This is a genomic window from Candidatus Delongbacteria bacterium, from assembly GCA_020634015.1.
In the GTDB taxonomy this organism is placed as follows: domain Bacteria; phylum CAIWAD01; class CAIWAD01; order CAIWAD01; family CAIWAD01; genus JACKCN01.
In genome coordinates this window covers 189,083-214,399 of the sequence record JACKCN010000004.1, presented here as the reverse complement: position 1 = coordinate 214,399, position 25,317 = coordinate 189,083, and the positions used below count along the sequence as shown (strand labels likewise).

The window sequence follows — 25,317 nt, the reverse complement described above, 5'->3', positions numbered from 1 at the left end:
CGAAGCCGCAGCGGAAGATGGACCAGGACACAAGGAAAACGCCGCTGCGGGCCAGGCCCACAGCGGCGTTGATGCCATTACAACGCGACCGAGCAGGTCAGCCGCGCCGTGAGTGCTCGAGGACTACCAGCGGCTGCCGCCACCTTCGGTCTTGGGCTTGGCTTCGTTGACGCGCAGATTGCGGCCGCCGAGATCCTTCTCATTCAGCCCGTTGATGGCCGCATTGGCCTCCTGGGCGTTGGGCATGGTAACGAAGGCGAAGCCCTTGGGGCGGCCCGTGTCACGGTCATTGATCACCGCGACTTCTTCCACCGTGCCGAAAGCCTCAAAGGCGGTACGCAGCTGGGCGTCCGTCACCGAAAAGGCCATGTTGCCCACATACAATTTCATGTCGATCTCCAATCCGAACAGTGATGGGTGCCTCGGGGTCCCTCATGGACTCCGAAAAACACCCGCGTAACGCTGGGTGTGGCGCATTGTTGCGCAGGTCAGACTTCCTGGTGGTGTGCGGCCCGGGTGGGCGGCGCTTCACAAGCGCTCCAAGCAGGGCAACGGGCCATGGGCGGGGTGCGTGTCTACTGGTGTGTCAGGCAGTCGGCGTTGATGATAGGACTATAATTCGTCAAGTCAACCATACGCCGCAATTTATTTGATGCTGTTTGCGGCGGGCAATGAAATGGGGCGCAGAATCGCTGCGCCCCTTGTTTCGTCCATGCTTCCCGGAATTGGCTTTATCTGGCCTAATCCAGCTTCACTTCCGTCCAGAGGCGATTGATCAACTGGCGCTGTTCCCGATTCAGATCCACCAGCAGTTCCAGCTTGGCCTGGGTCAGCGAATCGGGAAAGACCGAGGTCAGCGCCGCGATCTCGGGTTTGATGAAAGCCATCGCGGCCCGGTTGGGATTGCCTGTCCCGATCAGGTTGCTCAGCTCGGCCGCATTCTCGCCTTCCAGCATGAAGTCAATGAAGGCATGGGCCAGCTCCGGCTGTTTCGAGCTGGCCGGGATGACCATATTGTCCAGCGCCTGCACGGCCCCCTGGCGCGGCAGGGCGAAGGCCACGCTGAAGTCGCGCCCCGCGGCGGCGGCATCGGCGCGCGCCTGGAACATGTCACTGGAATAGCCGTGTGCCACCCAGATGTTGCCCACCGTGAGCTCCTTGATGTAGCTCGAGGAGTTGAAGGCCGCCCAGAAAGGCTTGGCGGCGCGGATCACGGCCTGGGCCTCGGCGAGGTGGGCGGGATCGCGGTCGTTGATCGAATGACCCAGGTACTTGAGGGCGGCGGCGAACAGTTCCAGCTGGTCATCCATGACCGTGACCTTGCCCTTGAGCGTTTCGAGAACCACCGGGTCGAAGATCACGGCCCAGTCGTCGGCCTGGATGTCCAGTTCGGCCAGCTTGGTCTCGTTGTAGCCGATCAGGGTGGTGGTGAAGGCGTAGGGCAGCGAGTATACATTGCCCGGGTCGAAGTCGCGGTTCAGATAGGCCGGGTTGGTGTTGGCCAGATGGGGCAGCTTGGCCTTGTCCAGTGGCCGCAGGGCGCCCTGGCGCACCAGGGCTTCCACCGCGTTCTGGGTGGGAATGATCACATCGTAGCCACTGGCGCCCGCGCTCAGCTTGGCCAGCATCTCCTCGGTGCCCGAATAGTAGTCCTGCACCACCTTGCAGCCGGCACGCTGCTCGAAGCGCTGCACGGTTTCGGGGGCGATGTAGTCGTTCCAGTTGTACAGGTGCAGTTCGGCAGGGCCCTTGGCGGCCTGCTTGCCGGAGTCGGAGGAACAACCGATCAGCAGGGCCAGGGCGGAGCAGGCCAGCAGGGTCTTCATGGGGTTTCGTCTCCTTTGAGGGTCTCGGCGCCACGCAGGGCCCCGGGTGAGAGGCGTGACACGCCCAGGATCAGCACCAGGGTCAGGCACATCAGCAGGGTGGACACGGCGTTCACCTCGGGGGTGACCGCGATCTTGATCATCGAATAGATCTGCAGAGGCAGGGTGGAACTGCCCACCCCGGCAGTGAAGAAGGTGATCACGAAATCGTCGATCGAAAGGGTGAAGGCCAGCAGCGCGCCCGCCAGGATGCCCGGCAGGATCAGCGGCAGGGTGATCAGTCTGAAGGCCTGGAAGGGCGTGGCGCCCAGATCGCGCGCGGCCTCGCCCAGACTCTCGTCCATGCCCGCCAGACGCGACTGTACCACGATGGCCACGAAGCCGATGCAGAAGGTGATGTGCGACAGAATGATCGAGAGCGTGCCCAGCGTCATGTTGAGCATGATGAAGAAGATCAGCAGGCTCACTCCCATCAGCACTTCGGGAATCGCGATCGGGGCCAGCACCAGGGCGGGCAGCACCCGCAGCCGGTAACGATGCAGGGCCAGTCCGGCCAGAGTTCCCAGCGTGGTGGCACCCGCCGAGCTGATCACGGCGATCAGCAGCGAATTGAGCGCGGCGTTGAGCATTTCCGTGTCGGCGAAGAGCACGCGGTACCAGTCGAGGGTGAAGCCCACCCATTCGGCGTTCAGGCGTGAGTCGTTGAAGGAAAACAGCACCACCACCGCCAGCGGCAGGTAGAGGAAGGCGAAGATCGCCCCGGCGGCCAGCTTGAGCCAGCTTTCAGCTCTGGGCACGGGCACCTCCTCCCCGGCGGGCCAGCAGGGCCGCGCCCAGCGCCAGCAGGATCGCGCCCACCGTCAGCACCATCGAGAGCACACTGCCGAAGGGCCAGTCGCGTGATTCAAGGAACTGCTGCTTGATCAGATTGCCGATCATGATCCCGCGGGTGCCGCCAATCAGGTCGGGTACCGCGAACATGCCCAGCACGGGAATGAAGACCAGGGTGCTGCCGGCATAGATCCCGGGCATCGAGAGCGGCAGGGTCACCTTGAGGAAACGCTGCCAGCGGCTGGCGCCCAGATCCTGGGCGGCGTCCAGCAGCGCCAGATCGTGTTTCTCGAGATTGGCGTACAGCGGCAACACCATGAAGGGCAGATGCACGTACACCAGACAGATCACCACCGCGGTGGGCGTGAAGAGCAGGCTGGTCGGTTCAAGTCCCACGAGGGCGCGCAGCCAGTTGAGCGCCGCGGTGAGCGCTCCGCCCGGGCTGAGCAGGATCATCCAGGCGTAGATGCGTACCAGGAAATTGCTCCAGAAGGGCAGGATCACCAGCAGCACCAGCAGGTCGCGCCACTTCTTCGCCGAGCGCGCGATCACCAGCGCCAGCGGGTAGGCCAGCAGCAGGCAGATCCCCGTGGAGAGCACGGCGTAACCCAGGGACTTGGCGAAGAGGCGCAGGTAGACCGGGCTTTCAACCAGACGGCGATAATTGTCCAGGGTCAGGTCCAGCTGCAGGCCTTCAGGACCACGGCTGAACCAGGGGGCCAGGCCGCCGTAGTCACCCGGATGACGGAAGGAGGCGAAGAGCATGATCGCCGCCGGCGCCGCGAAGAACACCAGCAGGTAGACCAGCGGGGGCAGGCTGGTGATCCAGCGGCCCAGGCGTGAGTCGCGGGTCACGCCTTCAGTCCTGCACCAGGTGGCCGGCCTTCCAGTGCCAGGCCACTTCCACCGGATCGCCCACCTCGAAGAAACGCGGACGTCCGGCCTGCGAATTGGCCAGCAGCGCTTCCAGGCGGTGCCCATTGGTCAGTTCCACGATGTACACGGTCACGTCGCCCAGGTAGAGCAGGTCGTGCACGGTGCCCCGGAAATGCACTTCCTCGGGATCGGCATCCAGCCCGCTGGCGATGCGGATCTTCTCGGGGCGCAGGGTCAGCACGCATGCCTGGCCGGGCTCGCCCGCAAAGGAACGGGGTGTCAGTACCTCGCCCAGACCGTCCAGATTCACCCGGCAGCGCTCACCCTCCAGGGCCGTGATCCGTCCGTCCAGCAGGTTGCATTGCCCGATGAAGTCGGCCACGAAGCGGCTGTTGGGGGTGCCGTAGAGACGGCTGGGCTCGTCCAGCTGCACGATGCGGCCCTCGTTCATCACGGCGATGCGGTGGCTGAGCGCCAGGGCCTCGCCCTGATCGTGAGTCACATACACGAAGGTGATGCCCACTTCCTTCTGCAGGTTGATCAGTTCCAGCTGGAGCTGCTCCTTGAGCTTGGCGTCCAGCGCGGACAGTGGTTCGTCCAGCAACAGCATGCGCGGACGGTTGACCAGCGCCCGGGCGATGGCGATGCGCTGGCGCTGGCCACCCGAGCATTCCGAGGGAAAGCGTCGGGCCTTGTCGGGCAGACGCACATCCTCGAGGGCCTTCTGCACGCGCCGCTCCACATCCGCCTTGGGCAGCCCGGCCATGCGCAGAGGAAAGGCGATGTTCTGGGCCACGGTCATGTGCGGGAAGAGGGCGTAGTTCTGGAACACGGTATGCACGGGGCGCTTTTCTGGGGGGACCTGGGCCAGGCTCTTGCCATCCAGCAGGATGTCGCCTCCGTCAGGTCGGTCGAAACCCGCCAGCAGGCGCAAGAGGGTGGTTTTGCCGCAGCCCGAGGGGCCCAGCAGGGTGAAGAACTCGCCGCTCTCGATGGTCAGGCTGACCCGGTCCACGGCGACCAGATCGTCGAATCGCCTGCTCACCTCCTGGATCTGCAGCACGGGTGCGTGTCCCTTTCTCGAACAGGTATGGACGACTCGATGGCATGGCGGACAAGCCGCGAAGCCGCGAAGTATAGTACGCGCGGCCAACGGAATCCAGCCTTGGCGGAGTCCGGAGGCGGACCGGGTTCAGTCCTCGCTGGAAGGGCCCATCAGGGCCGCCACGGCGCCGGCGGGGTCCTGGATCACGCAGAAGTCCTGGGCCCCCATCCGGCGTGGTCCGTCCAGTACCTTGCCGCCCAGGTCCTGGCACATTCTCGCGCTGGCCGCCACGCTGGCCACCTGGATGTAGACCAGCCACTGGGGTGGCAGCCCGGCATTGCTGCCCCGGGCATGGCAGATGCCCGCCACCACATTGCCGTCCTGGTCGCTCATGGAATAGTCCACATAGTCGCCCATGGGCTCCTCGTTGACTCCCCAGCCCGTGACCTTGCTGTAGAAGTCCTTGATCGCGCCGGCCTCGGCCACGGTCAGGTCCTGCCAGACGATCGCTCCGCCCCTGGAGTCGCTCATGGTTTCTCTCCTTTGCCCGCACTGAGCACGCGCCCGGTGAACCAGGCCGCCAGGCCCATCAGCAACAGAAAGCCCAGCAGGCCTTCCATGCCCGCTCCCCAGGGATGCGGAATCGCGGGACTCCAGCTCAGGCCCAGGCGTTCGCGGGTCACGATGAACACGGCGATCACGATGCCCAGCACCGCCTCGCCCGCAATCAGTCCGCTGGCCAGCAGCACGCCGTTCTCACGGCCTTCCTTGCGCTGATCCTCGCTCAGGGACTTGCGCTGTTCCAGTGCCCCGCGAATCAGACCGCCCAGCATCACGGGCACCGACAGGCTCATGGGCAGGTACAGGCCCACCGCGAAGGGCAGGCCGGACACGCCCAGCATTTCCACCATCAGTCCGATGGCGGCACCCGTGAAGACCAGCGTCCAGGGCAGGTTGCCGTCGAGCACGCCTTCCACCACCAGACGCATCAGGGTGGCCTGGGGGGCGGGCAGTTCGGCACTGCCGATGCCGAAGGCGGCATGCAGCACATTGAGAATCAGCCCGATGAAGACCGCCGCCGTGAGCACACCAATGATCTCGCCCTGCTGCTGGCGACGCGGGGTCGCGCCCACCAGAAAGCCGGTCTTGAGGTCCTGACTGATGTCGCCCGCCGTGGAGATGCCCACGCAGACCACGGCGCCCACGGTGAGCGCGGCCATCTTGGCCAGCTCACCCTCGAATCCCATGGCCACGAAGACCAGACTGGTGCCCAGCAGGGCACTGATCGTCATGCCCGACACCGGCAGGCTGCTGCCGCCCACCAGACCCACCACGCGGGAGGAGACCACGGTGAAGAAGAAGGTGAACACAACCACCAGCACGGCACCCACGAGACCCAGGTGCATGCTTGGTACCAGCCAAAGCGCCAGTGCCACCCCGATGGCACCCAGAATCACGGTGCGCAGCGAGAGGTCCACGTCCGTGCGCGGGCGCTTGCCCGCGACTCCTTCGGCACCGCTGGACACGGCCTTGCCCAGCCCCTTGAGTCCGCCCAGCATGGCCGGCATGTTGCGGGCCAGGCTGACCAGGCCGCAGAAGGTCACGGCTCCGGCACCCACGTAGCGGATGTATTTCGACCAGATGTCGCCGGGCTCCATCGCCGAGATCAGTGTGTCCACCGCGGGGTAGATCGGGTGCGCCAGCCCATCACCGAACACGGCGATCAGTGGTATCAGCACCAGCCAGGCCAGCATGCCGCCGGCCAGCATGGTGGCGGCGATCCGGGGGCCGATGATGAAACCCACGCCCACCAGGCTGGGCAGGGCATCCATGCCGATGGCCGTGCGCAGCTTGTGCAGGCCCAGTTCGGGTGCGTCGCTCCAGAGGGCGAAGGCGTTGCGGTCCATGCCCAGCTTGTAGAGGAAGCCCACCACCAGGCCCGCGAACACGTTGCGCGCCTTGCTGCCGCCTTCCTCTCCGGCCACCAGCACCTCGGCACAGCCGGTGCCTTCGGGGTAGGGCAGATGTCCGTGTTCCTTGACGATCAGCCAGCGGCGCAGCGGAATCATGAACAGCACACCCAGCAGACCACCCAGACTGGCGATCAGGAACATCGTGCCCAGCCCGGGGGCCATGCCCATCATGATCAGGGCCGGCACGGTGAAGATGATGCCCGCGGCCAGGCTTTCGCCGGAGGAGCCGATGGTCTGCACGATGTTGTTCTCGAGGATCGTGCCGTTCTTCAACAGGCCGCGCAGGATGGCCATGGAAATCACGCTCACCGGGATCGAGGCGGTCACGGTCATGCCCACCTTCAGGCCCAGATAGGCGTTGGCGGCACCGAAGACCACGCCCAGGATCGCTCCCAGCACCACGGCCCGCAGAGTGAATTCCGCCATCGACTGCTCTGCGGCGGGCACGTAGGGCTGGTACTCCCTGCCATCAAGCGGCCGATAGGCTTCGGCCGACAGGCCACGGCTCTGGCGGGCGCTGGAGGTGGGCTGTTCCGGTGCAGGCATCGGGACTCCTTTCTGCACGCGGGAGCGGCAGTCGCAGGTGTTTCGCTGGGATCGCGCAGATGACAGGCGTCGGGGCCGGAAAACGGGAGCCGGCCGCCCGGCTGACGGGTCCGGGAAGGCGCAAAAGTAGCTCTATCACCGGAAATGGACACGCCGGACCGCCTGTCTCCCACGAATCAGGGTTCGCCCGGAAGCCCTGGGCCGGCTGAGTGGGCATACCCATTCCTGCAGCGATTCGCCGCCAACTTCCGCTGTCGGCAGCCCGCCCACGATTGGCAGGGTCCCGTGCCTTGTCCTATATTTTGCAGGCCTTTGGAAGCCGATTCGGCCACCGGACACGACCCGACCATCAACCAGGTTCCGGTCGCTCCGGAAAGTCGACGAGTCGGCCCTGCCCCGGCAATGCCGGATGGGAGGCCAAGGGCTGATCCCGACCATTCGAACCGTCCCCCAATTCTGGATCCCGATGCTGCACCGCCCCGAGCGATTGGCATTTCTTGCTTCCGGAACCGGCAGCAACGTGCGGGCGATCCTGACCGCCATCCGCGAGAAGCGCTTGGGGTGCCGGGCGGTCTGCCTGCTCTCCGACCGGGCAAAGGCCCCGGCCCTCGAGCTGGCCCAGGCTGCGGGTCTGGAAACGGCGGTTTTTGGCCGGGCATGCTGGGGAGACCATGCCCCGCGTGCCGATGACGTCCTGGACTGGTTGCGCGGGCAAGCGGTCGACAGTCTTGTGCTGGCCGGATTCCTGCGCAAGGTCCCGGCGGTCCTGCTGGAAGCCTGGCCCGGGGCGATCTACAACATCCACCCGGCACTGCTGCCGTCCTTCGGCGGGCCGGGCATGTACGGCAGCCACGTGCACCGTGCGGTCTGGAACGCCGGCTGCCGCGTCAGCGGGGCCACGGTGCATCTGGTGGATGGCATCTACGACCACGGCACGATTCTGGCCCAGGCCAGCACCGATCTGGAAGGCGCCAGCGGCCCCGACGAGGTGGCCGCACGCGTGCTGGCCGTGGAACACCGGCTGTTTGCCGACACCCTGGAGCGCCTGCACCGGGGCACACTCACAGTGAGAAAGGAAAGCCCACTCCATGGCTGAACGTCTGATGCCCAGGCGGGCACTGCTCTCCGTGTACGACAAGAGCGGCATCGTGGACCTGGCCCGCACTCTGGTCCAGTCGGGCTGTGAGCTGCTGAGCACCGGGGGCACCGCCGCCCTGCTGCGCAGCGAAGGTCTGGCCGTGCGTGACGTGAGCGATCTGACCCAGTATCCCGAGCTCTTCGGTGGGCGGGTCAAGACCCTGCACCCCGCCGTCCACGGAGGCCTGCTGGCCCGGCGCGATCAGCCCGGTGACCTGGCCGACGCCGAAACCCACGGCATCGGTCTGATCGATCTGGTTATCGTGACGCTCTATCCTTTCGAGGAAGTCAGCAAGCGCCCGGGCGTGACCCTGGAAGATCTGGTCGAGAACGTGGACATCGGCGGGCCCTCCATGTTGCGCAGCGCGGCCAAGAACCACAGTCACGTGGCGGTCGTGAGTGACACCGGCGACTATGGCGCGCTGGCCCAGGCACTGGAGGAGGGGGGCACGACCCTCGAGTATCGCCGCCAACTGGCGGTGAAGGCCTTTTCGCGCACCGCGTCCTACGACGGCCTGATCTCACACATTCTGGCCGAGGCCTTCGAAGGCAAGGACAACGCCACTCTGGATGCCACGCCGGCCGTGCTCTCGCTGACCCTGCCCCGGGTGAAGTCCCTGCGCTATGGCGAGAATCCCCACCAGCCGGCCGCCGTCTACGGCAGCATGGGCAACACGGGCATCCTGCACGGCAAGGAACTGTCCTACAACAACCTGATCGATCTGGACGCGGCCCTGGACATCATGCGGTCCTTCCACGGCGACCCGCAGGCGGTCTGCGCCATTCTCAAACACACCAATCCCTGCGGGGTGGCCATGGGCGATTCGCCCGTGGAGGCTTTCAACGGGGCTTTCGCGTGTGACACCCGCAGCCCCTTCGGCGGCATCGTGATCTGGAACCGTCCGGTCGACATCGAGACGGCCAGGGCCGTGCATCCGCACTTCATGGAAATTCTCATCGCTCCGGAATTCACACCCGACGCGCTGGAACTGCTGCGCCGCAAGAAGGATCGCCGTCTGCTGACCTACATTCCCGGCGCCCAGCCCTGGTACGATCACAAGCTGCAGAGCTTCTTCGGCGGTGTGCTCGTCCAGGGCCACGACCGGGGCGACCACACACCCGGCAATTACAACAGCGTCACGAAGCGGCGTCCCTTCGGCCAGGAGTTCATCAGTCTGCTTTTTGCCTGGTCGGTCTGCCGGCACGTCAAATCCAATGCGATCGTGATCGCACGCGAGAACGGCACCATCGGCATCGGCGCCGGTCAGATGTCACGCGTGGACGCCTGCGAGCTGGCGCTGAGCAAGGCCCGCTTCGAAGGGCATTCGCTTCAGGGAGCCGTGCTGGCCTCCGACGCGTTCTTTCCCTTCCCCGACGCGATCGAGCAAGCCGCCGCCGCGGGCATCACGGCCATCATCCAGCCCGGCGGCAGCGTGCGCGACGCCGATGTGATCGCCGCGGCCGACGCGGCCGGAATCGGCATGCTGTTCACGGGGTTCCGTCACTTCCGCCACTAGGTCCGGAGTCCGTTGGTTGACGGTGTTTCCACCCCTGTGGGGACTGCATCACACGCCATTCATCATCGACCGGGGCAAGGGCCCCCAGCAGGAACACAGCCCATGGCCTTTTCCATCTTCAATCTGCTCGGCGGCCTGTTCTCCAATGACATCGCCATCGATCTGGGTACCGCCAACACGCTGGTCTACGTCAAGGGCAAGGGCATTCTGGTGCGCGAACCGTCGGTGGTGGCCGTGCGCAAGAGCGACCGACGCGTGGTGGCCATTGGCTACGAGGCCCGGCAGATGGTGGGCAAGACCCACAGCGACATCCAGACCATCCGCCCGATGAAGGACGGCGTGATTGACGATGACGACATCGCCGAGGAAATGATCCGCGCCTTCATCAAGAAGGTCAGCCGCAACCGGCTGACCCGTCCGCGGGTGATCGTCTGTGTGCCCAGCGGGGTCACCAAGGCCGAGAAGCGCATCATCAACGACAGCGCCGAGCACGCGGGGGCTCGCGAAGTGTATCTCATCGCCGAGCCGATGGCCGCGGCACTGGGCGTGGGCCTGCCCGTGGATCAGCCGATCGGCTCGATGGTCATCGACATCGGCGGCGGCACCACGGAAATCGCCGTGATCAGTCTCTCGGGCATCGTCACCGACACCTCGGTGCGCACCGGGGGCGACGAGATGGACGAGGTGATCGTCCAGTACATGCGCCGCAACTACAACCTGCTGATCGGCGAGCGCACGGCCGAAGAAATCAAGTGCCGCATCGGCAGCGCCACTCCGCTCAAGGAGGAACTGAAGATCGTGGCCAAGGGACGCGACCTGATCGCGGGCATTCCCAAGGCGGTCGAGATCTCCTCGGTGGAAATCCGCGAGGCGCTGGCCGAGACTGTGAGCGCCATCGTGGACGCGGTGAAGCTGTCCCTTGAGAAGACACCGCCCGAGCTGGCGGCCGACATTCGCGATCGCGGCATCATCCTCACCGGCGGCGGCGCCCTGCTCAAGGGCCTGGCCGTGCGCCTGCGCGAAGAAACCAGCCTGCCGGTGAACCTGGCCGAAGACCCGCTGACCTGCGTGGTACGCGGCACCGGCATCGTGCTGGACGACATGGACCGCTACAGCAAGGTGCTGCTGCGCAAGTAGCCAGCCCCTGACATGCAGATTGGAGCCGGGTCGCCGTGATCGGTCACCCCGGAACCCTATGAAACTCGACGCGTCCCGCTCGGCCGCCGCTGGCTGGCTTGTCTGGCTGGCCCTTTGCCTGTTCAGCCTGCTGCTGATCTTCACCGGCAGTTCCTATCCCGCCCTGCGGGCCCGTGATGCCGTGCTGGTCGTGATGCGCGGTCCACTGGGCCTCTTTTCCTGGTTTCCCCAGCAGCTGGATCTGGCGGCCGAGAACCGGCGCCTGCGCCGCCATGCGGTGGAACTGTTCGTGGAGAACAGCCGCCTGCGCGAGCTGGCCCTCGAGGGCATCCGGCTGGAACACCTGCTGGGCGTGCGCCCGCGCGAGGACCATGCCTACTTTCCCGCCCGGGTGATCGCCCGGGGCAGTGCCCTGGGACCACAATCCGTGGTGCTGGACCGGGGCAGCGCCGACGGGATCCGGCCCGGCGACGCCCTGGTGACCGCCTGGGGTCTGGCGGGAGCGGTCACCTCCACGACCGGCGCTGTCTCACAGGGATTCCTGCTGGGGCATCGCGAGTTCCGGGCCCGGGCCATGGTGCAGCGCACACGCGACGAGGGCATCGTGGCGGGCATGGGCAGCAACGAACTGCGCCTGCTGGACATCTCGCTGAGCAGCGACATCCAGGTGGACGATCTGGTGGTCACCTCGGGCAAGAGCAGCCGTTTTCCCGAAGGCATTCCCATCGGGGTGGTCGTGTCCAACGAGGTCACCGGCGGCCTGTTCCGCGATGTGCGCGTGCGTGCGCTGGCCTCGCTGTCCCGGCTCGAGGAACTATACATCGTGCAGCCCGTTCCGGCCGATTCGGCCTCGCTGGTGCCCGTGGATTCGGCCAGTGACACAGACCTTCCCGGGGCCACCCACCGCCAGAACCAGAACGGGAGCGAGTGAGCCATGTGGACTCTGCTGATCCTGGCCCTGCTGGTGCTGGTGCAGGCCACCCTGGGCGACCTGCTGCGGCTTGCGGCCTGGGCCCCGGACCTGATGCTGGTGGGCTCCCTCTGGCTGCTGGCCCCGCGCGGGCCCGCCGCCGCCGCCGGGCTGGGGTTTCTGGCCGGCCTGGGGCTGGACCTGCTGGGCACCGATCCCCTGGGGGCGGGAGCCCTGGCGGGCTGCAGCGCCGGGTTCTTCGGTTCCCTGCTGCTGGATCCGGAACGCCAGCTGGCCCTGCCTTTCCGGGCACTGCGCGCCCTGGGCATTCTGGTCTGTCTGCAGGTGCTGCTGGGCCTGATCCGGTATTACGGACTGGATTACGATCCGCTGCATCAGCTGCTCACGGTCTTTCTGCCCAGTGCGGTCTACAGCTGGGTCTGCTGGGTGGTGCTCTCGCTGGTTCCGCTGAAAGGCGACTCCCGTGTGCTCTGATGACCACCGTCCTCCGGGCGGGAGGACACCGTGAAGGAAGTGCGCCAGTTGCAGCTGCGTGGCACGGTGCTGGTGGCGCTGCTGATGTTGGGCATGCTGCTGCTGGTGGGGCGGCTCTTCGTGCTGCAGATCCTCGATCGCCAGGACTGGAGTGACCGCTCGCGCCAGAACAGTGTCCGCTCGCTCGAACTGCCCGCACACAGAGGCTTGCTGCTGGACCGCAAGGGCCGGATCCTGGTGGACAACCGGCCCTCGTACTCCGTCTTCGGTGTGCCCGCCATGATTTCTCGGGACAGCCTGCTGGTGGCCCGTGTGGCACTCGAGTGCGGGGTCGACGGCAGTGCGATCTGGCGCCGGATCGGCCAGGCGGGACGCTGGAGCCAGAAACCCCTGCGACTGATCACCGACATCAATTTCGACCAGCGGGTCTGGCTGGCCGAGCATCGTCTGGATCTGCCCACCATCGAAACCGCCGTGGATCCACGCCGGAACTACCCCGTGCACATGGCTCCCCACACCCTGGGGTATCTGGGGGAGATCAGCGAGGAAGAACTGGCCGCGGGGACCTTTCCCGGGGTGGACTCGGGCGAACGGGTGGGCAAGAAAGGCGTCGAACGCCAGTACGACGCCGAACTGCGCGGGCGCAAGGGCATTCACTTCGAAGCCGTGGACGCCCGCGGTCGTCTGCTGGGGCCGGCGAGTTCCATGGCCGACATCCCACCCATCGACGGCCAGGACCTGACACTGTCTCTGGACATGGATCTGCAGAATCTGGGGGAAAGCCTGCTGGCGGGACGCTCCGGCTGTGTGCTGCTGATGGACCTGCGCACCGGGGGGCTGCTGGCGGCCGTGTCCGGTCCGGACATGAACCTGGAGAACTTCAGTGGCCGGATGCCTCCCGAAGTCTGGGCCGTGCTCAATGACGCCAGCACACGCCCGCTGCTCAACCGCTATCTCCAGGGCAACTATCCCCCGGGGTCGCTGTTCAAGCTGGCCCTGGCGGGCTGGGCGCTCGAGCATGGCATCGTGGACGAGAACTTCACGGTGAATTGTCCCGGCTACATCACCGTGGGACAACGCACCCAGAAATGCTGGAAGCTGACCGGACACGGCCCCATGGACATGCGCCAGGCGATCCAGCATTCCTGCGATGTCTGGTTCTACCGGCTGGGGCTGAAACTGAGTCCCGACGACATTCACGACGCGGCGGCGGCCTTTGGCATGAATGAGCTGACCGGAGTGGACCTGCCGGGCGAGAAGGACGGCCTGATCCCGGATACGGACTGGTACGAACGCAATCGGGGCAACCAGGGTTGGAGCCTGGGCGTGATGCTGAATCTCTCGATCGGTCAGGGCGAGCTGTTGATGACCCCTCTGCAGTTGTTGCAGTATGCCGGGTTGCTGGCCACCCACGGCCACTGTGTCACACCCCATCTGCTGGAAGCCCGCGTGGATGTGCACAGCGGCCTGGAAACCCGACCGGACTGGCCCGTGCGCACGGTGACACTGTCGAAGCGCACCTGGAACTTGCTGGACCGGGCGGCCGAGGATGTGGTGCAGAGCCCGGGCGGCACCGCCTCGTTCCAGCGTCGTGAGACCTACCGGGCGGCCGGCAAGACCGGCACGGCCGAGAACCCGCATGGCCAGGCCCATTCGCTCTTCATGGGCTGGATGCCCTTGCCCGATCCGCAGGTGGCGGCGCTGGTGCTGGTGGAGAACGCCGGACACGGCAGCGAGATCGCCGCGCCCATCGCCTTCAGGCTCTTTGATGCCTGGAATGATCTGGAACAGGGCAAGGTGGTCATCGCCACCCCGGAAACGGGGAGCCAGCCGTGAGCGTGACGGCTGAAGAGCGTGCCGCTCTGGTGCGGAAGATCGCGCTGGAGGAGGGGGCGCAACTGGCGGGCATCGCGGATGGGCGCCGGCCCGTGTCTCACGCCGCACGCTGGCTCGAGTGGCTGGATGCGGGCCATGCGGGACCCATGCCCTGGCTGGAGGCGCACCGCACGCTCAAGACCGACCCCGGGCAGCTGTTGCCCGGCCTGAGGGGCATGCTCTGCATCGCGATTTCCAGCAATCACCGTGTGAGCGACTTGCCCGACCGACCCCGTGTGAGCCAGTATGCGCGGGGCCGGGATTATCACCGGGTGCTGCGCGGCATTCTCAAGCGCGTTGCCCGGCGCCTCGAGCAGGAACTGGGGCCATTTTCCTGGCGGGTCTGCGTGGACACGGCACCTCTGCTGGAGCGCTACTGGGCCTGGCAGGCAGGCCTGGGCTGGATCGGCAAGAACTGTCTGCTGATCAATCGGCGCTGGGGCTCCTGGTTGCTGCTGGGTGAGCTGCTCACCGATCTGGAGCTGATGCCGGACACACCGGGGCGCGAGAGCTGTGGACGCTGTGAGCGATGTCTGCAGGCCTGTCCGACCCAGGCGCTGCCGGCGCCGGGAGTGCTGGATGCGGCCCGTTGCCTGAGCGCCCAGACCATCGAGAATCGGGCGCCCGAGCTGCCGGCCGAGCTGCACCCCCTGCCGGAGAACTGGATCTTCGGGTGTGATTCATGCCAGCTCTGCTGTCCCTGGAATCGGCCCGGACGTGATGCCGACGGTCTGCCGGCCGGGCACCCGGGCCTGCTGCCCGATCCGGACCTGGAGCGCATCATCGCACGCGCCCAATGGCCCGATGAGCGGAGTTCGCCCGAGGAATGGGCGCGATTCTGGGAGGAACTGACCCGGGGCAAGGCCCTGAGGCGCATGACTCTGCCCATGTTGCGGCGCAACCTCGCCGCTCTGTGGGGAAGAAGTGGAGAGAATAAAAGCGACCCTCGTGGGTCGCCTTTGTGGGAGAACAATAGGTCTGCGGAAGACCGGGAACGTGGGCTCTAGTCCAGATCGGAGAGGGCGGTCAGGATCTTCCGCAAATCCTTGGAAGTCTTGACCTTGCTGTCCAGCAGAGCCAGCGCGGTGCGGGTACCGATGGATTCGCAGAAGCTGTCCAGCTGGTCAAGTTCGGCGAAAGTCAGGTCCAGGAAGCCCCGCTTGCGGATCCAGTCGTGAACATGCTGCTGGGATCCGTCGATCACCTCGATGCGAGCACCGAGCGTTTCGAAGACCTTTTCCAGCGAGTTGATCTGGGGGCTGAAGCCCTCTTTGTTCAACATGTCGTGCACCGTGCTGGTGCTGAGTCCCGCGGAACGTGCCAACGCGCGAGCGCTGATGCGCTGCATGCCCAGCAGGTTCTTGAGGCGGTTGCGCCAATCACTCATCTTGTGTACCCCCGGAATTGTGAAATCGGATGCAGTGCGATTCTGGCAGGCCAGAATTGGACCAGAATTGGAAATGGTTCGATGAATGGCGGAAGGACGTGTTGTTTGGTTCCTCCCGGGACAAACATACCATTCTGAACAACGATTTTGCCAATGCTGTTCCAGTAAACGGAAATTTCTTACTGCGAAGGAGGATTGTCATCAGTTTGTCCAAGGGAACCTGGCTCCGTTTCTGGTGCATCATGTTGTGTTGTGCTCTGTATCACCCATTTGGATCGGGCGTGCGGGCGGCGACCAGACTGGCCGGAGAGGAATTGATTGGCGAACCCCGGGCCGTCACGCTGGACAGTCTGGGGGCTTGCTGGATCGGTTCTCCCAAGGGGCTGCTGCTGTACGACGGACAGTGGCTGCGCGATATGGGCAGCTGGGAGGGCTACGACGGCGGGGGCGTGCAGGCCATGGCGGTGGACCGGGAAAACCGGCTCTGGGTCGCCAGCGACTCCGGCATGTACCGGCGGGACAAACGCTTCTCACGCGTGGAGTCCGGGCTTCAGCGACCGGGCACGAAGGTCCATCAGCTGGGTTTCAGCAATGGCCATTTGCTGAGGGCCACGGCGTCGGGACTGTTCCTTGACATCGGTGACAATGAGCGCGCCCTGCTGACCGGGGTGGACGTCCTCTCGCTCTGGGTCAGCGACGAGGGCGAGATCTTCGCCGGCTGTGCCCTCGAGGGGCTTTACCGTTTTGACGCCCGGGGCAACCCGGCCGTGATGCCCCGCAGCTACCGCAGCCAGATGCCCACGATCCGGCAGCTGGGCAGCGACTCACAGTACCTCTGGATGCTGGGCCTGGACTCCCGAGGTCGGGAAAGTCTGCTTCAGCTGGGACTTGCCAACGAGCAGTTCCGCAGTTTCGAACTGGATCCCCTGCGCGGACAGGACGACCCCGGGGCCAGCCGTCTGGCGCGCGTGGGACACGAGATGCTGCTGTTGGATCAAGGGCACTGGAGACATCTGGACGCTGCGGGCCCGGGAAGCGTGCTGGCCCTTGGCAGCACGGGCCTCAACTGGCCCATCGAGAATCCGGCCTGGTGGTTGCCCTCGGTCTTCATGCACGATCTGCCCGGCGATTACATCAAGATCAGCACACAGCGAGGCATTCTGGCGGTCGGGGATGAGCGGGCGACCCTGGTCTGGGCCTCGGATCAGGCCCGCCCGCTGCAGGTACTGACCCGGGGGCAGGAAGGGCGGCGCGACCGCCTGCTGTTGCTGGAACAGGCCGGGATCCGTGAGCTCTACGGTTCCTGGCAGGGAGGGCCATTCCGGCGCCTGACGCTTCCCGCGGGAGCGGGCAAACCGCTGACACTCTGCTGGAGTCCCGATGGACAGGCGGGCGACGTGCTGGTCGGCACCAGCGACCACATCCTGCGCCTTTCCCCGACGGGAGAGGTGCTCGGCGAGGTGGCTGGCAACCAGGGGGCCAACTGGATGCAGCCGATCACGGGCGACCTGGTGCTGCTTGCCGGGGAACAGGGCCTGGCCCTGCTGGATGGCCAGCAGGCCCGCCCGCTTGCCATCCGCGAACCCGTGTTGCGCGCGTCGCACGATGGGCTGCGCGACGTGGTGGCCCTCTGTGCCGACTACCTGCTGCAGCTGAATGCTCTCAACGAAGTGGACACCCTGGCCCTGCCTCCGGATTTCATGCCTCCGGTGCGCCAGCTGCTGGCCCTGCCCGGAGGCAAGATCTGGTTGCTGGACGGCGAGAGGCTGCACCTGCATCCGGGCACCGGCAGCGGCTGGACCCGACCCCTGCTGGGGCGGCCGGTTCTCGAGCGTCAGCTGCTGTCGCTGTCGCGCGATGGACGCAACCGGCTCTGGATCTCCGGTCAGGATGGCTATGGCTATCTCAATCCGGATGCCCTGCCGCCACTGATCCAGCTGGCACAGGACCCCTCGCGCCTGGATCTGAGTTCAGACCTTGAACTGGATTTTCTCTGTTCGGACCCGCTGCGCCCGGGCACCGAACTCAAACTGCGCCACCGATTGAATGGGGGTGGCTGGAGCGGCTGGGCCACCGATCGCAAACTGTTCGTGGCCGCCCGCGATGAGGGCCTGCGCAAAGGGGCCAATCTGTTGCAGGTGCAGGCCCGCGATGAATGGGGCAATCTCAGCGAAATGCTGGAGCTGAATCTCTTCCTGCCCGAGAATGCGGGCCGGATCCGGCTGGCCCGCAAGGCGGCCATGCTGGTCAGCCTTCTGACCCTGGTGGTTGGCCTGACGCTGATCTGGCCCGGGCGGACGTCGCTGGTGCTGACACTGCTGATGGCACTGGCGGTCTCGACCTGGATCTACTTCCGCACCGAGGAACCCTATCTCTGGATCGTGCTGCCACTGCTGCTGACCCTGATCCGCCAGTCCACGAGACTCTATCTGTTGCCGGGGCAGAAGGACCCTCCGGCCGAGGCCGCCCGCGGCATCCTGGAGCTGGTGGATCTGTTCCGCGAGTTCGGGCATTCCGGAGTCGCCACCCGCAACCTCGACCGGCTGCTGCGCTGCTGCCGCAATCTGTACGACGACCATGGCGTGGACGAGGAAGTGCGCCGCCGCCTGCTCGAGGCGCGCGAAGTCTACCGCAGCAGCACACGCCAGACCCTGGAGAGTCTGCTGGACGGGTTCGACTGGCTGCCCGCACGCGAGAACCCGGTGGCGCCCGCCCAGCTCAGTCAGGTGCGCGAGCGGGTGCAGCGGTTGAGCGCGCTGGTCGATGAACTGGAAGACCCACCTTCGCGCAGCGAGCTGGAAGAGCTGGAGCTGACTCTGGCCGCCCTCGAGAAACAGCTGGGCCGGCTGGAACGCGCGGTCGACCGGCAGGTGGCGGCCAACCCGGTGAAGGTGCTCGACGGCCTGCTGATCCAGTTGCGTGACGAACTGGGCGGAGTGGCGCTGACTCTCAGCATTCCCCAGGAGCTGCGCGGCATGTTGATCCGGCTGCCTGTGCCGCGCCTGCAGTTCATTCTGGAGAACCTGATCAGCAACGCGCTGTACTGGATGAAGGACCGCGAGCAACCACGGCTGAGCATTGAACTGCGCGAACGCCCGACACTGCTGCAGATCCTGGTGCGTGACAACGGCCCCGGGGTGCCCGAAGACCAGTGGGAGCGCATTTTCGACCCGGGCACCAGTGGCCGACCCAGCAGCGAGAGCGGAGGATACGGGCTGTATCGCAGCCGCGAGATCCTGGCGCGCTTCGGTGGGCGTCTGCTGGTCAACGACAGCGAACCCGGGCAGGGCACCTGCTTCCTGCTGGAGGCCAAGAAGGTGGAACCGGAAGCCTGAGCGGCCGTTGACGAGGTGTGATCTTGGACCGGCCCGGTGGGCCACAAGGGCGGGAGCGATGGAAAGCATTCTGATCATCGACGACAACGAAGAGTTCGTGGACGACCTGGTTCATGTGCTGCGTCGCAGTTTCCAGTGTGAGACGGCGGACACGGGCGAGAAGGGCCTGGAGCAGATCGAGCGCCAGGAGCCCGACCTGGTGCTGCTGGATTACGATCTGGGCGCCGGCGCCTCGGGGCTCGAGATCCTCGAGAAACTGGTGGCCCGGCATCCCGAAGTGCCCGTGATCATGGTCACCAAGGAAAGCGGCGTGCGCACGGTGGTGCGTGCGATGAAGTCGGGGGCCTTCGACTATCTGGTGAAGAACACCTCGCGTGACGAGTTCATAGAAGTGATCCGCAAGGGGCTCTCGCTGCGCCAGGTGAAACAGGAGAACACCATCCTGCGCCGCGCGCTCAAGCAGAGCCTGGGTCGCCTGGTGGGTGATTCGGAAGCCATCCGGACCCTCAAGCGCCAGATCCAGGAAGCGGCCTCCACCGAGCTGACCGTGACCATCACGGGGGAGACCGGCACCGGCAAGACCCTGATCGCGCGGCTGATCCACGAAGGCAGCGAGCGTGGGCGTCAGCCCTTCATCGACGTGAACGTGAGCGCCATCGAGAAGGAACTCTTCAACAGCGAGGTCTACGGACACGAGAAGGGCAGTTTCACCGGGGCGGTGGGCACCAAGAAGGGCCTGGTCGAACTGGCTCATCGGGGCACCCTGTTCCTGGACGAAATCGGCGACCTGGAACCGGCGGCCCAGATCAAGCTGCTCACGACCATAGAGTCAGGCATGATCCGCCGGGTGGGCGCCCTGAGTGACGTCCAGGTGGACTTCCGCCTGGTGGCCGCCACCCATCAGGATCTGGAGAAACACATCGCCACGGGCAGTTTCCGTCAGGACCTGTATTACAGGCTGAACCAGCTGCGGATCAGGATTCCGCCCCTGCGGGAGCGCCGTGACGACATTCCCGTGCTGCTGCGCTACTTCATCCACAAGTATTTTCCGGCCCGTGATACGGTGGAGATCCCCGACGAGACCATCGCGGCTCTCCAGGCCCAGAGCTGGAACGGGAATGTGCGCGAATTCGAGAGCGCCGTGCAGTTGGCCATGGTAAGGCTCAAGGAAGACCGGCTGCGCCCCGAGCATTTCACCCTGGGTGGCGCCGTGAGCGTGGCCGCCGATCAGGCCGATTTCGGGGCGCTGACCGACCAGCCCTTCACCGATGCGCGTGACAGGCTGCTTGACAGATTGCGCATGGCCTACCTCGATCGCTACCTGGGATCGGGCAGCATGAAGGAGGTGGCGGACCGGATCGGGATCAGCCGGGAAGTGCTGCATCGCTGGGTCAAGGATCGTAGCGCGGGATGAGCGCAGATGGGCCGCCGAGGGCGAGCGATGGTGGGAATCGGCAGAAAGAGGGAAATACCCCCGGTAGGAATCGAACCTACGCACCCGGTTCCGGAGACCGGTGCTCTATCCACTGAGCTACGAGGGCCTGAAGCTTGCCCGAAGGCGCGTTCGCAGGAGGCCCTGAACTTACGATAGGCCACCGGTTCGCACAACCGGCCCGGTGGCGTGTGACCGTCGAACAAGCCACGGTGGGCCATACAGGTCTTGGCCAATCGCCGCGAATTTCCGACGCTGGTGCGCCCGTGAAAACGGGCCCGCCCGGTCGATCGGACCCCGTCGCGAACCGATTGACAGAGCACGGAGGACGACGACCGGCCGCCCGGAACGTCACGGATGGGCCGCCCCCGCCGTGCCGGTCCCCCGAAGACTTTCTGCCCCCACCCGGAGCCGAAAGCACGTGGCCATCCGTCGCGGACCCGGAGACTTTCGGCCCCCCGCGGGGGCTGAAACGCCCCAAGCCTCCACCACGGACCCGGAGACTTTCGGCCCCCATCGGGACCGAAGCAGCCCAAGCCCCCGCCGCGGACCCGGAGACTTTCGGCCCCCCGCGGGGGCCGAAACACCCCAAGCCCCCACCGCGGACCCGGAGTTTTTCGGCCCCCCGCCGGGGGCCGAAAAACTCCGAAGTTCACAGATCCGGCAACGCCGGATCTGTGAACCGAGTGTTGCAGATCACACTTCCTTTGTGAAGCCTGTACCATTCTATGGGCCGGTGAGAAGTCCCGCGTCCCTTGGGCAGGGCTCCTGGACAGGACGGTGGAGCCTGGCTCCCGCGAACAACGGACAAGCAACAGCCCGTCGGCCCGGGTCGGCGAAGCACGGGAGAGACAAGATGAAGGTTCGCTTCTGGGGAGTTCGGGGCGGAGTGCCCACGCCGGGTGCCGGTCATGCCCGTTTCGGGGGCAATACGAGCTGCATCTCGGTCGAGAGCGATTCCGGTGAACTGCTGATCCTCGATGCGGGCACCGGCCTGCGTCTGCTGGGCAACCAGTTGCTCCAGCGCGCTCCCCAGGGAGGACTGGAAGCCACGATCCTGTTCAGCCATCTCCACTGGGATCACATCCAGGGCATCCCCTTCTTCAAACCCCTCTTCAACCCCAGGAACACCTTTCGTTTCATGGGCCAGGACACCAAGGACCTGACCTTCCAGCGCTCGCTTGAAGTGCAGCAGGCCTCCAGTTTCTTTCCCGTGGATCTTGAGTACATGTCGGCGCGCAAGAGTTTCCACTCGCTCACCGAGGGCACCTTCCAGCAGGGCCCCTTCAGCATTCAGGCCCGTCGGCTGAATCATCCGGGGGGCTGTCTGGGCTTCCGGATCCAGGTGGGCGAGGCCTGCCTTGTATACGCCACCGACACGGAGCACATCGTTGAAGGGCCAGATCCAGTGATCGTGGACTTGGCCAGACACGCCGACCTGCTGATCTTCGATACGAACTACACACCCGAAGAGTATCGTCAGGGGCGCGTGGGCTGGGGCCACAGCACCTGGGAACACGCGATTCTCAACGCCCGGGCCGCCGGTGTGCGCCGCCTGGTGATGTTCCATCATGACCAGGACCACGACGATGTGGCCATGGATGCCATCGAACGCGCCGCGCACCAGCACTGCGGCAACTGTTTCGCCGCCCGTGAAGGCATGGTCCTGCAGCTGCAGGAACGCAAGGATGCCGAAGGCGCCCGCGAACTGGAGATCCTGCTGCCCGAGGGCGGACGCCTGTCCCACAATCTCAGCGCCGTCTCGGCGAGCTGAGCGCGCGCCTTTCTCGTCCGACCGTCAATCCCGACCCCAACCAACCCTGCCGGCGTCATTGCCGGCAGGGTTTTCTCATTTCCCGACCTGCCACGCTCCACGGAATCCGGGAGTCACGCGCGAGCGGCAGAAAAATCCTGCCCCCCATGGGGCAAGGCCTTCCGCTTCGCAAGTGGCCAGCTTCGGGAGTTCTGAAGTCCGCAAGCCTTTGATTTGAAGCCAGTTGACTCATTCCGTGGCACGATCTGGCAGCTGGCACAACCTTTGCCAAACCCGAAGGGCACAGGAGCAGCAATCGGAGGAGTGCGATGATTCGCGGATTGATCGATTCGGGTGGGGCGATGATGGCCCGCAGCATGCAGACCGACATCACGGCCAACAATCTGGCCAACGCCCAGACCACGGGCTTCCGCCAGGACCGGCTGAACTTTCGCGAACTGATTGACCATCGCCTGATCGTGGATCGCGGCCGGGGCATCGACAACCCGGAGAACCGGCTGCGCAGCGGATTTGAAACACGCTGGAGCCCGGGACCCCTGGAGCCCACGGGCAGCCAGCTGGATTTCGCGCTGGAAGGCCCGGGCTTCTTCGCGGTCGAGGGGCTGGATGGACGCGAACACTACACGCGCAATGGGCATTTCCTGCTGGGCGAGGACGGCAGTCTGGTCACCAGTGACGGCTTGCCCGTGATCGGGGATACGGGCGCGCTCAAGCTGGGGCCGGGGCCCGTGGATCTCAATGGCGATGGCCAGCTGGTGCAGAACGGGGTGGTGGTCGGGCAGCTGAAACTGGTGGAATTCGAGGACCGCAGTTTTCTGGCCAAGCTGGGTCACAACCTGTTCACGCCCACGGACGAAGACCGGGCGGGAGCACACGATGCGGAAGGCACCGTGGTGCAGCAGGGGGCCCTTGAAGGCAGCAACGGCGGGGTGGTGGAGCTGATGGTGGGCATGATCGAACAGGAGAAGCTGTTCACCTTCGCCCAGCGCGCCCTGCGCACGAACGACGAGAATCTGGCCCGCGCCGTTGGCGAACTGGGTCGTGTGGACATCAAATAGGAAGGTCTGCCATGATCCGGGCACTCTACAGCGCGGCCGCGGGCATGTACGCCCAGCAGCTGAACATCGACACCATTTCCAACAATCTGGCCAACGTGAACACGACGGGCTTCAAGCGCAGCCGCGCCGAGTTCCAGGACCTGCTGTACCAGAATCTTCGCACCAACGGCGTGGCCAACAGTCTGGGCAACGTGGCGCCCACCGAACTGCAGGTGGGCACGGGCGTGAAGACCACCAGCCTGACCCGCCAGATGAGCCAGGGCGATGTGGCACAGACCGACAATGCGTTGGACGTGGCCATCGAAGGCATGGGCTTCTACCAGGTGCAGCGCCTGGACGGCAGCGTGGGGTACACGCGCGACGGCTCCTTCAAGCTCTCCAGCGACGGCATCCTGGTGACCACCGACGGGCTGACCCTGCAGCCGGAAATCGCCGTGCCCGCGGGCACCACCTCGATCCAGGTCAGCCGCGATGGCGTGGTGAGCGCCCTGGTGGGCAGCGACCCCGCACCCGTGCAGGTGGGCACGCTCGAGCTGGCGATCTTCACCAACCCGGCCGGCCTGAGGGCCCTGGGCCAGAACCTGTATCTGGAAACGGCGTCCTCGGGCGCGCCCCTGCTGGGCACACCGGGCACCGAAGAGTTCGGCCAGCTGGCCCAGGGATTCCTCGAATCCTCGAACGTGAAAGTGGTGGAGGAGATGGTGGCCATGATCAATGCCCAGCGGGCCTACGAGATCAACAGCAAGGCCATCCGCACCAGTGACGACATGCTGTCCACCGCCTCCAACCTGAGGCGCTGATCGTGAGACAGCTCAGGAACCCACAACAGCCCGCAGAGCGGATTCTTCATCGGCCGGGAAGCCGGTCCGCCGCGACTCTGCCGCGAGTGCTGGGGATCCTGCTGCTGTGTGGGCTGGGCAGTGCCGCGGCGGCCCAGTCGTCCGTGGAGCGCCTGCTGGACGCGGCCCGCGCCCGCGTGCTGGAGCACACGGTGTTCCAGGCCGACAGCCTGGCCGTTGAGTTTTCCCGCGTGGACCCCGCCGGACTTCCCGAAGACTGTGTGTTCGAACTGGGGCCGGCGGGCACAGGTGCCCGGGGAGCCCTGCCGGTGTGCGTGCGGGTGGACGACCGGATCATCCGACGCTTCTCGCTGGGCTGGAAACTGCGCAGCTGGCATCGGGTGCCCGTGGCGCGGCGCGAACTGGACCGCAACGAGATTCTTGCCGCGGACATGCTCTGCCTGTCGCTGCGGGAAACCACCAAGATCGACTCAGGAGACATCGTGGACTGTGAGACCCTGCTGGGCCAGCGCCTGAAACGCCGCACCGCCGCCGGATCGGCGATTCTCGAGCACCAGGTACTGCCCGTGCCCGATGTGTTCCGCAACCAGCAACTGACCCTGTGGTATCGGGGCGACGGCATCGAACTGCGTGTGCCCGCACGTGTGGAACGCAGCGCCCGGGTGGGCGAGATGGTGCCCGTGCGCCTGGAAGATTCAGGCAAGCGCCTGCAGGCCCTGCTGCTCAGCCCAGGGCTGGCCGTACTGGAGATGAACCCATGAACGCACACCGCATGATTCGTGATACGCTGACTGCCCTGTTGCTGAGTCTGCTCTGCAGCACCGTTGCGGTCTCCGCCTCGCGGGCTCCCTTTCTGGCCGGCTCGCTCTTCGCCGACGACCGCAGTCTGGAGGTGGGGCAGGTACTGACCGTGGTGATCGTGGAATCGGGCAGCGGCAGCAACAGCGCCAGCATCAATACCAAGCGCGAGGATGGCCTGTCCATCGGGGCCAGTGGCGCGGGAGGTCCGCTGACCTTCATGCCCTCGATTTCGGGCACCAGCGCCGGCAGCAATGAGCACAAGAGCAAGGGCACCAATGCCCGCAGCAGCAGCCTGAACGGCACGATCACGGTGGAAATCGTCTCGATCGAGCCCAACGGACTGCTGGTGATCGAAGGCCAGCGCGTGGTCGAACTGGATGGCGAGGAGCAGATCACCGAGATCAGCGGCCGGGTCCGTCCGGCGGATGTGGCCGCCGACAATACCGTGTACAGTTATCTGGTGGCCGACGCGGTGATCCGCTACAGCGGGCGTGGTCTGGTGCGCGACAGCCAGCGGCGCGGACTGATCGGCTGGCTCTTCGGCTGGATGATCTGAGAGGCA

22 protein-coding genes and 1 tRNA gene are annotated in these 25,317 nt (G+C 65.6%); 14 read left to right on the top strand and 9 right to left on the bottom strand.

The genetic code is table 11. The features are described from left to right. Positions 1-123: 123 nt before the first annotated feature. The 7 genes from H6678_09530 to H6678_09500 form a co-directional block, all read right to left on the bottom strand. A complete protein-coding gene (locus H6678_09530; GenBank protein ID MCB9474039.1) occupies positions 124-390 on the bottom strand; it encodes an RNA-binding protein in 267 nt (88 codons plus the stop codon). A 350-nt stretch (positions 391-740) separates the two neighbouring features. After that, positions 741-1,826, bottom strand: a complete 1,086-nt coding sequence (locus H6678_09525; protein MCB9474038.1) for a spermidine/putrescine ABC transporter substrate-binding protein — start codon at positions 1,824-1,826, stop codon at positions 741-743. Continuing rightward, the gene (locus H6678_09520; GenBank protein MCB9474037.1) at positions 1,823-2,623 is read right to left on the bottom strand and encodes an ABC transporter permease; all 801 of its coding nucleotides are present in this window, start codon (positions 2,621-2,623) and stop codon (positions 1,823-1,825) included. The genes H6678_09525 and H6678_09520 overlap by 4 nt, the downstream gene beginning before the upstream one ends. Beyond that, positions 2,610-3,512: an ABC transporter permease gene (locus H6678_09515; GenBank protein ID MCB9474036.1), complete on the bottom strand. Its 903-nt coding sequence runs from the start codon at positions 3,510-3,512 to the stop codon at positions 2,610-2,612. Before H6678_09515 ends, H6678_09520 begins: the two co-directional genes overlap by 14 nt. 4 nt (positions 3,513-3,516) lie before the next feature. Then, positions 3,517-4,596, bottom strand: coding sequence for an ABC transporter ATP-binding protein (locus H6678_09510; GenBank protein MCB9474035.1), 1,080 nt, complete (start codon positions 4,594-4,596; stop codon positions 3,517-3,519). Between the two features lie 129 nt (positions 4,597-4,725). Beyond that, positions 4,726-5,109, bottom strand: coding sequence for a VOC family protein (locus tag H6678_09505; protein MCB9474034.1), 384 nt, complete (start codon positions 5,107-5,109; stop codon positions 4,726-4,728). Further along, positions 5,106-7,097, bottom strand: a complete 1,992-nt coding sequence (locus H6678_09500; protein ID MCB9474033.1) for an oligopeptide transporter, OPT family — start codon at positions 7,095-7,097, stop codon at positions 5,106-5,108. Before H6678_09500 ends, H6678_09505 begins: the two co-directional genes overlap by 4 nt. Positions 7,098-7,563: 466 nt before the next feature. Here H6678_09500 and H6678_09495 point away from each other — a divergent pair, with 466 nt between their 5' ends. The 7 genes from H6678_09495 to queG all read left to right on the top strand — a co-directional run bounded on the left by H6678_09495 (position 7,564) and on the right by queG (position 15,175). After that, on the top strand, positions 7,564-8,193 hold the full coding sequence (locus H6678_09495) for a phosphoribosylglycinamide formyltransferase (protein MCB9474032.1): 630 nt from the start codon (positions 7,564-7,566) through the stop codon (positions 8,191-8,193). Positions 8,194-8,200: 7 nt separating this feature from the next. Then, positions 8,201-9,751 (top strand): bifunctional phosphoribosylaminoimidazolecarboxamide formyltransferase/IMP cyclohydrolase, encoded by a 1,551-nt coding sequence (purH, locus tag H6678_09490; GenBank protein ID MCB9474031.1) that lies wholly within the window; start codon positions 8,201-8,203, stop codon positions 9,749-9,751. Positions 9,752-9,853: 102 nt separating this feature from the next. Continuing rightward, on the top strand, positions 9,854-10,888 hold the full coding sequence (locus H6678_09485) for a rod shape-determining protein (GenBank protein MCB9474030.1): 1,035 nt from the start codon (positions 9,854-9,856) through the stop codon (positions 10,886-10,888). 58 nt (positions 10,889-10,946) lie between these two features. Next, positions 10,947-11,819: a rod shape-determining protein MreC gene (locus H6678_09480; GenBank protein MCB9474029.1), complete on the top strand. Its 873-nt coding sequence runs from the start codon at positions 10,947-10,949 to the stop codon at positions 11,817-11,819. A gap of 3 nt (positions 11,820-11,822) precedes the next feature. After that, on the top strand, positions 11,823-12,293 hold the full coding sequence (gene mreD / locus H6678_09475; protein MCB9474028.1) for a rod shape-determining protein MreD: 471 nt from the start codon (positions 11,823-11,825) through the stop codon (positions 12,291-12,293). 30 nt (positions 12,294-12,323) lie between these two features. Then, positions 12,324-14,129: a penicillin-binding protein 2 gene (gene mrdA, locus H6678_09470; GenBank protein MCB9474027.1), complete on the top strand. Its 1,806-nt coding sequence runs from the start codon at positions 12,324-12,326 to the stop codon at positions 14,127-14,129. Further along, the gene (gene queG / locus H6678_09465) at positions 14,126-15,175 is read left to right on the top strand and encodes a tRNA epoxyqueuosine(34) reductase QueG (protein ID MCB9474026.1); all 1,050 of its coding nucleotides are present in this window, start codon (positions 14,126-14,128) and stop codon (positions 15,173-15,175) included. The genes mrdA and queG overlap by 4 nt, the downstream gene beginning before the upstream one ends. Here queG and H6678_09460 read toward each other — a convergent pair. After that, positions 15,172-15,555 carry a helix-turn-helix domain-containing protein gene (locus tag H6678_09460; protein ID MCB9474025.1) on the bottom strand — a complete coding sequence of 128 codons (384 nt, stop codon included), beginning with the start codon at positions 15,553-15,555 and terminating at the stop codon, positions 15,172-15,174. The two genes, queG and H6678_09460, sit on opposite strands and share 4 nt — an antisense overlap. 314 nt (positions 15,556-15,869) lie before the next feature. Between H6678_09460 and H6678_09455 the strand changes: the two genes are divergently transcribed. Then, positions 15,870-18,890: a hypothetical protein gene (locus H6678_09455; protein MCB9474024.1), complete on the top strand. Its 3,021-nt coding sequence runs from the start codon at positions 15,870-15,872 to the stop codon at positions 18,888-18,890. A 58-nt stretch (positions 18,891-18,948) separates the two neighbouring features. Next, on the top strand, positions 18,949-20,304 hold the full coding sequence (locus H6678_09450) for a sigma-54-dependent Fis family transcriptional regulator (protein MCB9474023.1): 1,356 nt from the start codon (positions 18,949-18,951) through the stop codon (positions 20,302-20,304). A 55-nt stretch (positions 20,305-20,359) separates the two neighbouring features. Here H6678_09450 and H6678_09445 read toward each other — a convergent pair. After that, positions 20,360-20,431 (bottom strand) — tRNA-Arg (locus tag H6678_09445). 747 nt (positions 20,432-21,178) lie between these two features. Between H6678_09445 and H6678_09440 the strand changes: the two genes are divergently transcribed. From H6678_09440 to H6678_09420, 5 genes are all read left to right on the top strand, one after another. Further along, positions 21,179-22,096, top strand: a complete 918-nt coding sequence (locus tag H6678_09440; GenBank protein ID MCB9474022.1) for an MBL fold metallo-hydrolase — start codon at positions 21,179-21,181, stop codon at positions 22,094-22,096. A gap of 308 nt (positions 22,097-22,404) precedes the next feature. Next, entirely contained in the window at positions 22,405-23,154 is a 750-nt protein-coding gene (locus tag H6678_09435) for a flagellar hook-basal body protein (protein ID MCB9474021.1), read from the top strand. An 11-nt stretch (positions 23,155-23,165) separates the two neighbouring features. Next, positions 23,166-23,954: a flagellar basal-body rod protein FlgG gene (gene flgG / locus H6678_09430; protein MCB9474020.1), complete on the top strand. Its 789-nt coding sequence runs from the start codon at positions 23,166-23,168 to the stop codon at positions 23,952-23,954. 2 nt (positions 23,955-23,956) lie between these two features. Continuing rightward, entirely contained in the window at positions 23,957-24,715 is a 759-nt protein-coding gene (flgA, locus tag H6678_09425) for a flagellar basal body P-ring formation protein FlgA (GenBank protein ID MCB9474019.1), read from the top strand. Beyond that, positions 24,712-25,311: a flagellar basal body L-ring protein FlgH gene (locus H6678_09420; protein ID MCB9474018.1), complete on the top strand. Its 600-nt coding sequence runs from the start codon at positions 24,712-24,714 to the stop codon at positions 25,309-25,311. The genes flgA and H6678_09420 overlap by 4 nt, the downstream gene beginning before the upstream one ends. The last annotated feature ends 6 nt before the right edge of the window (positions 25,312-25,317 follow it).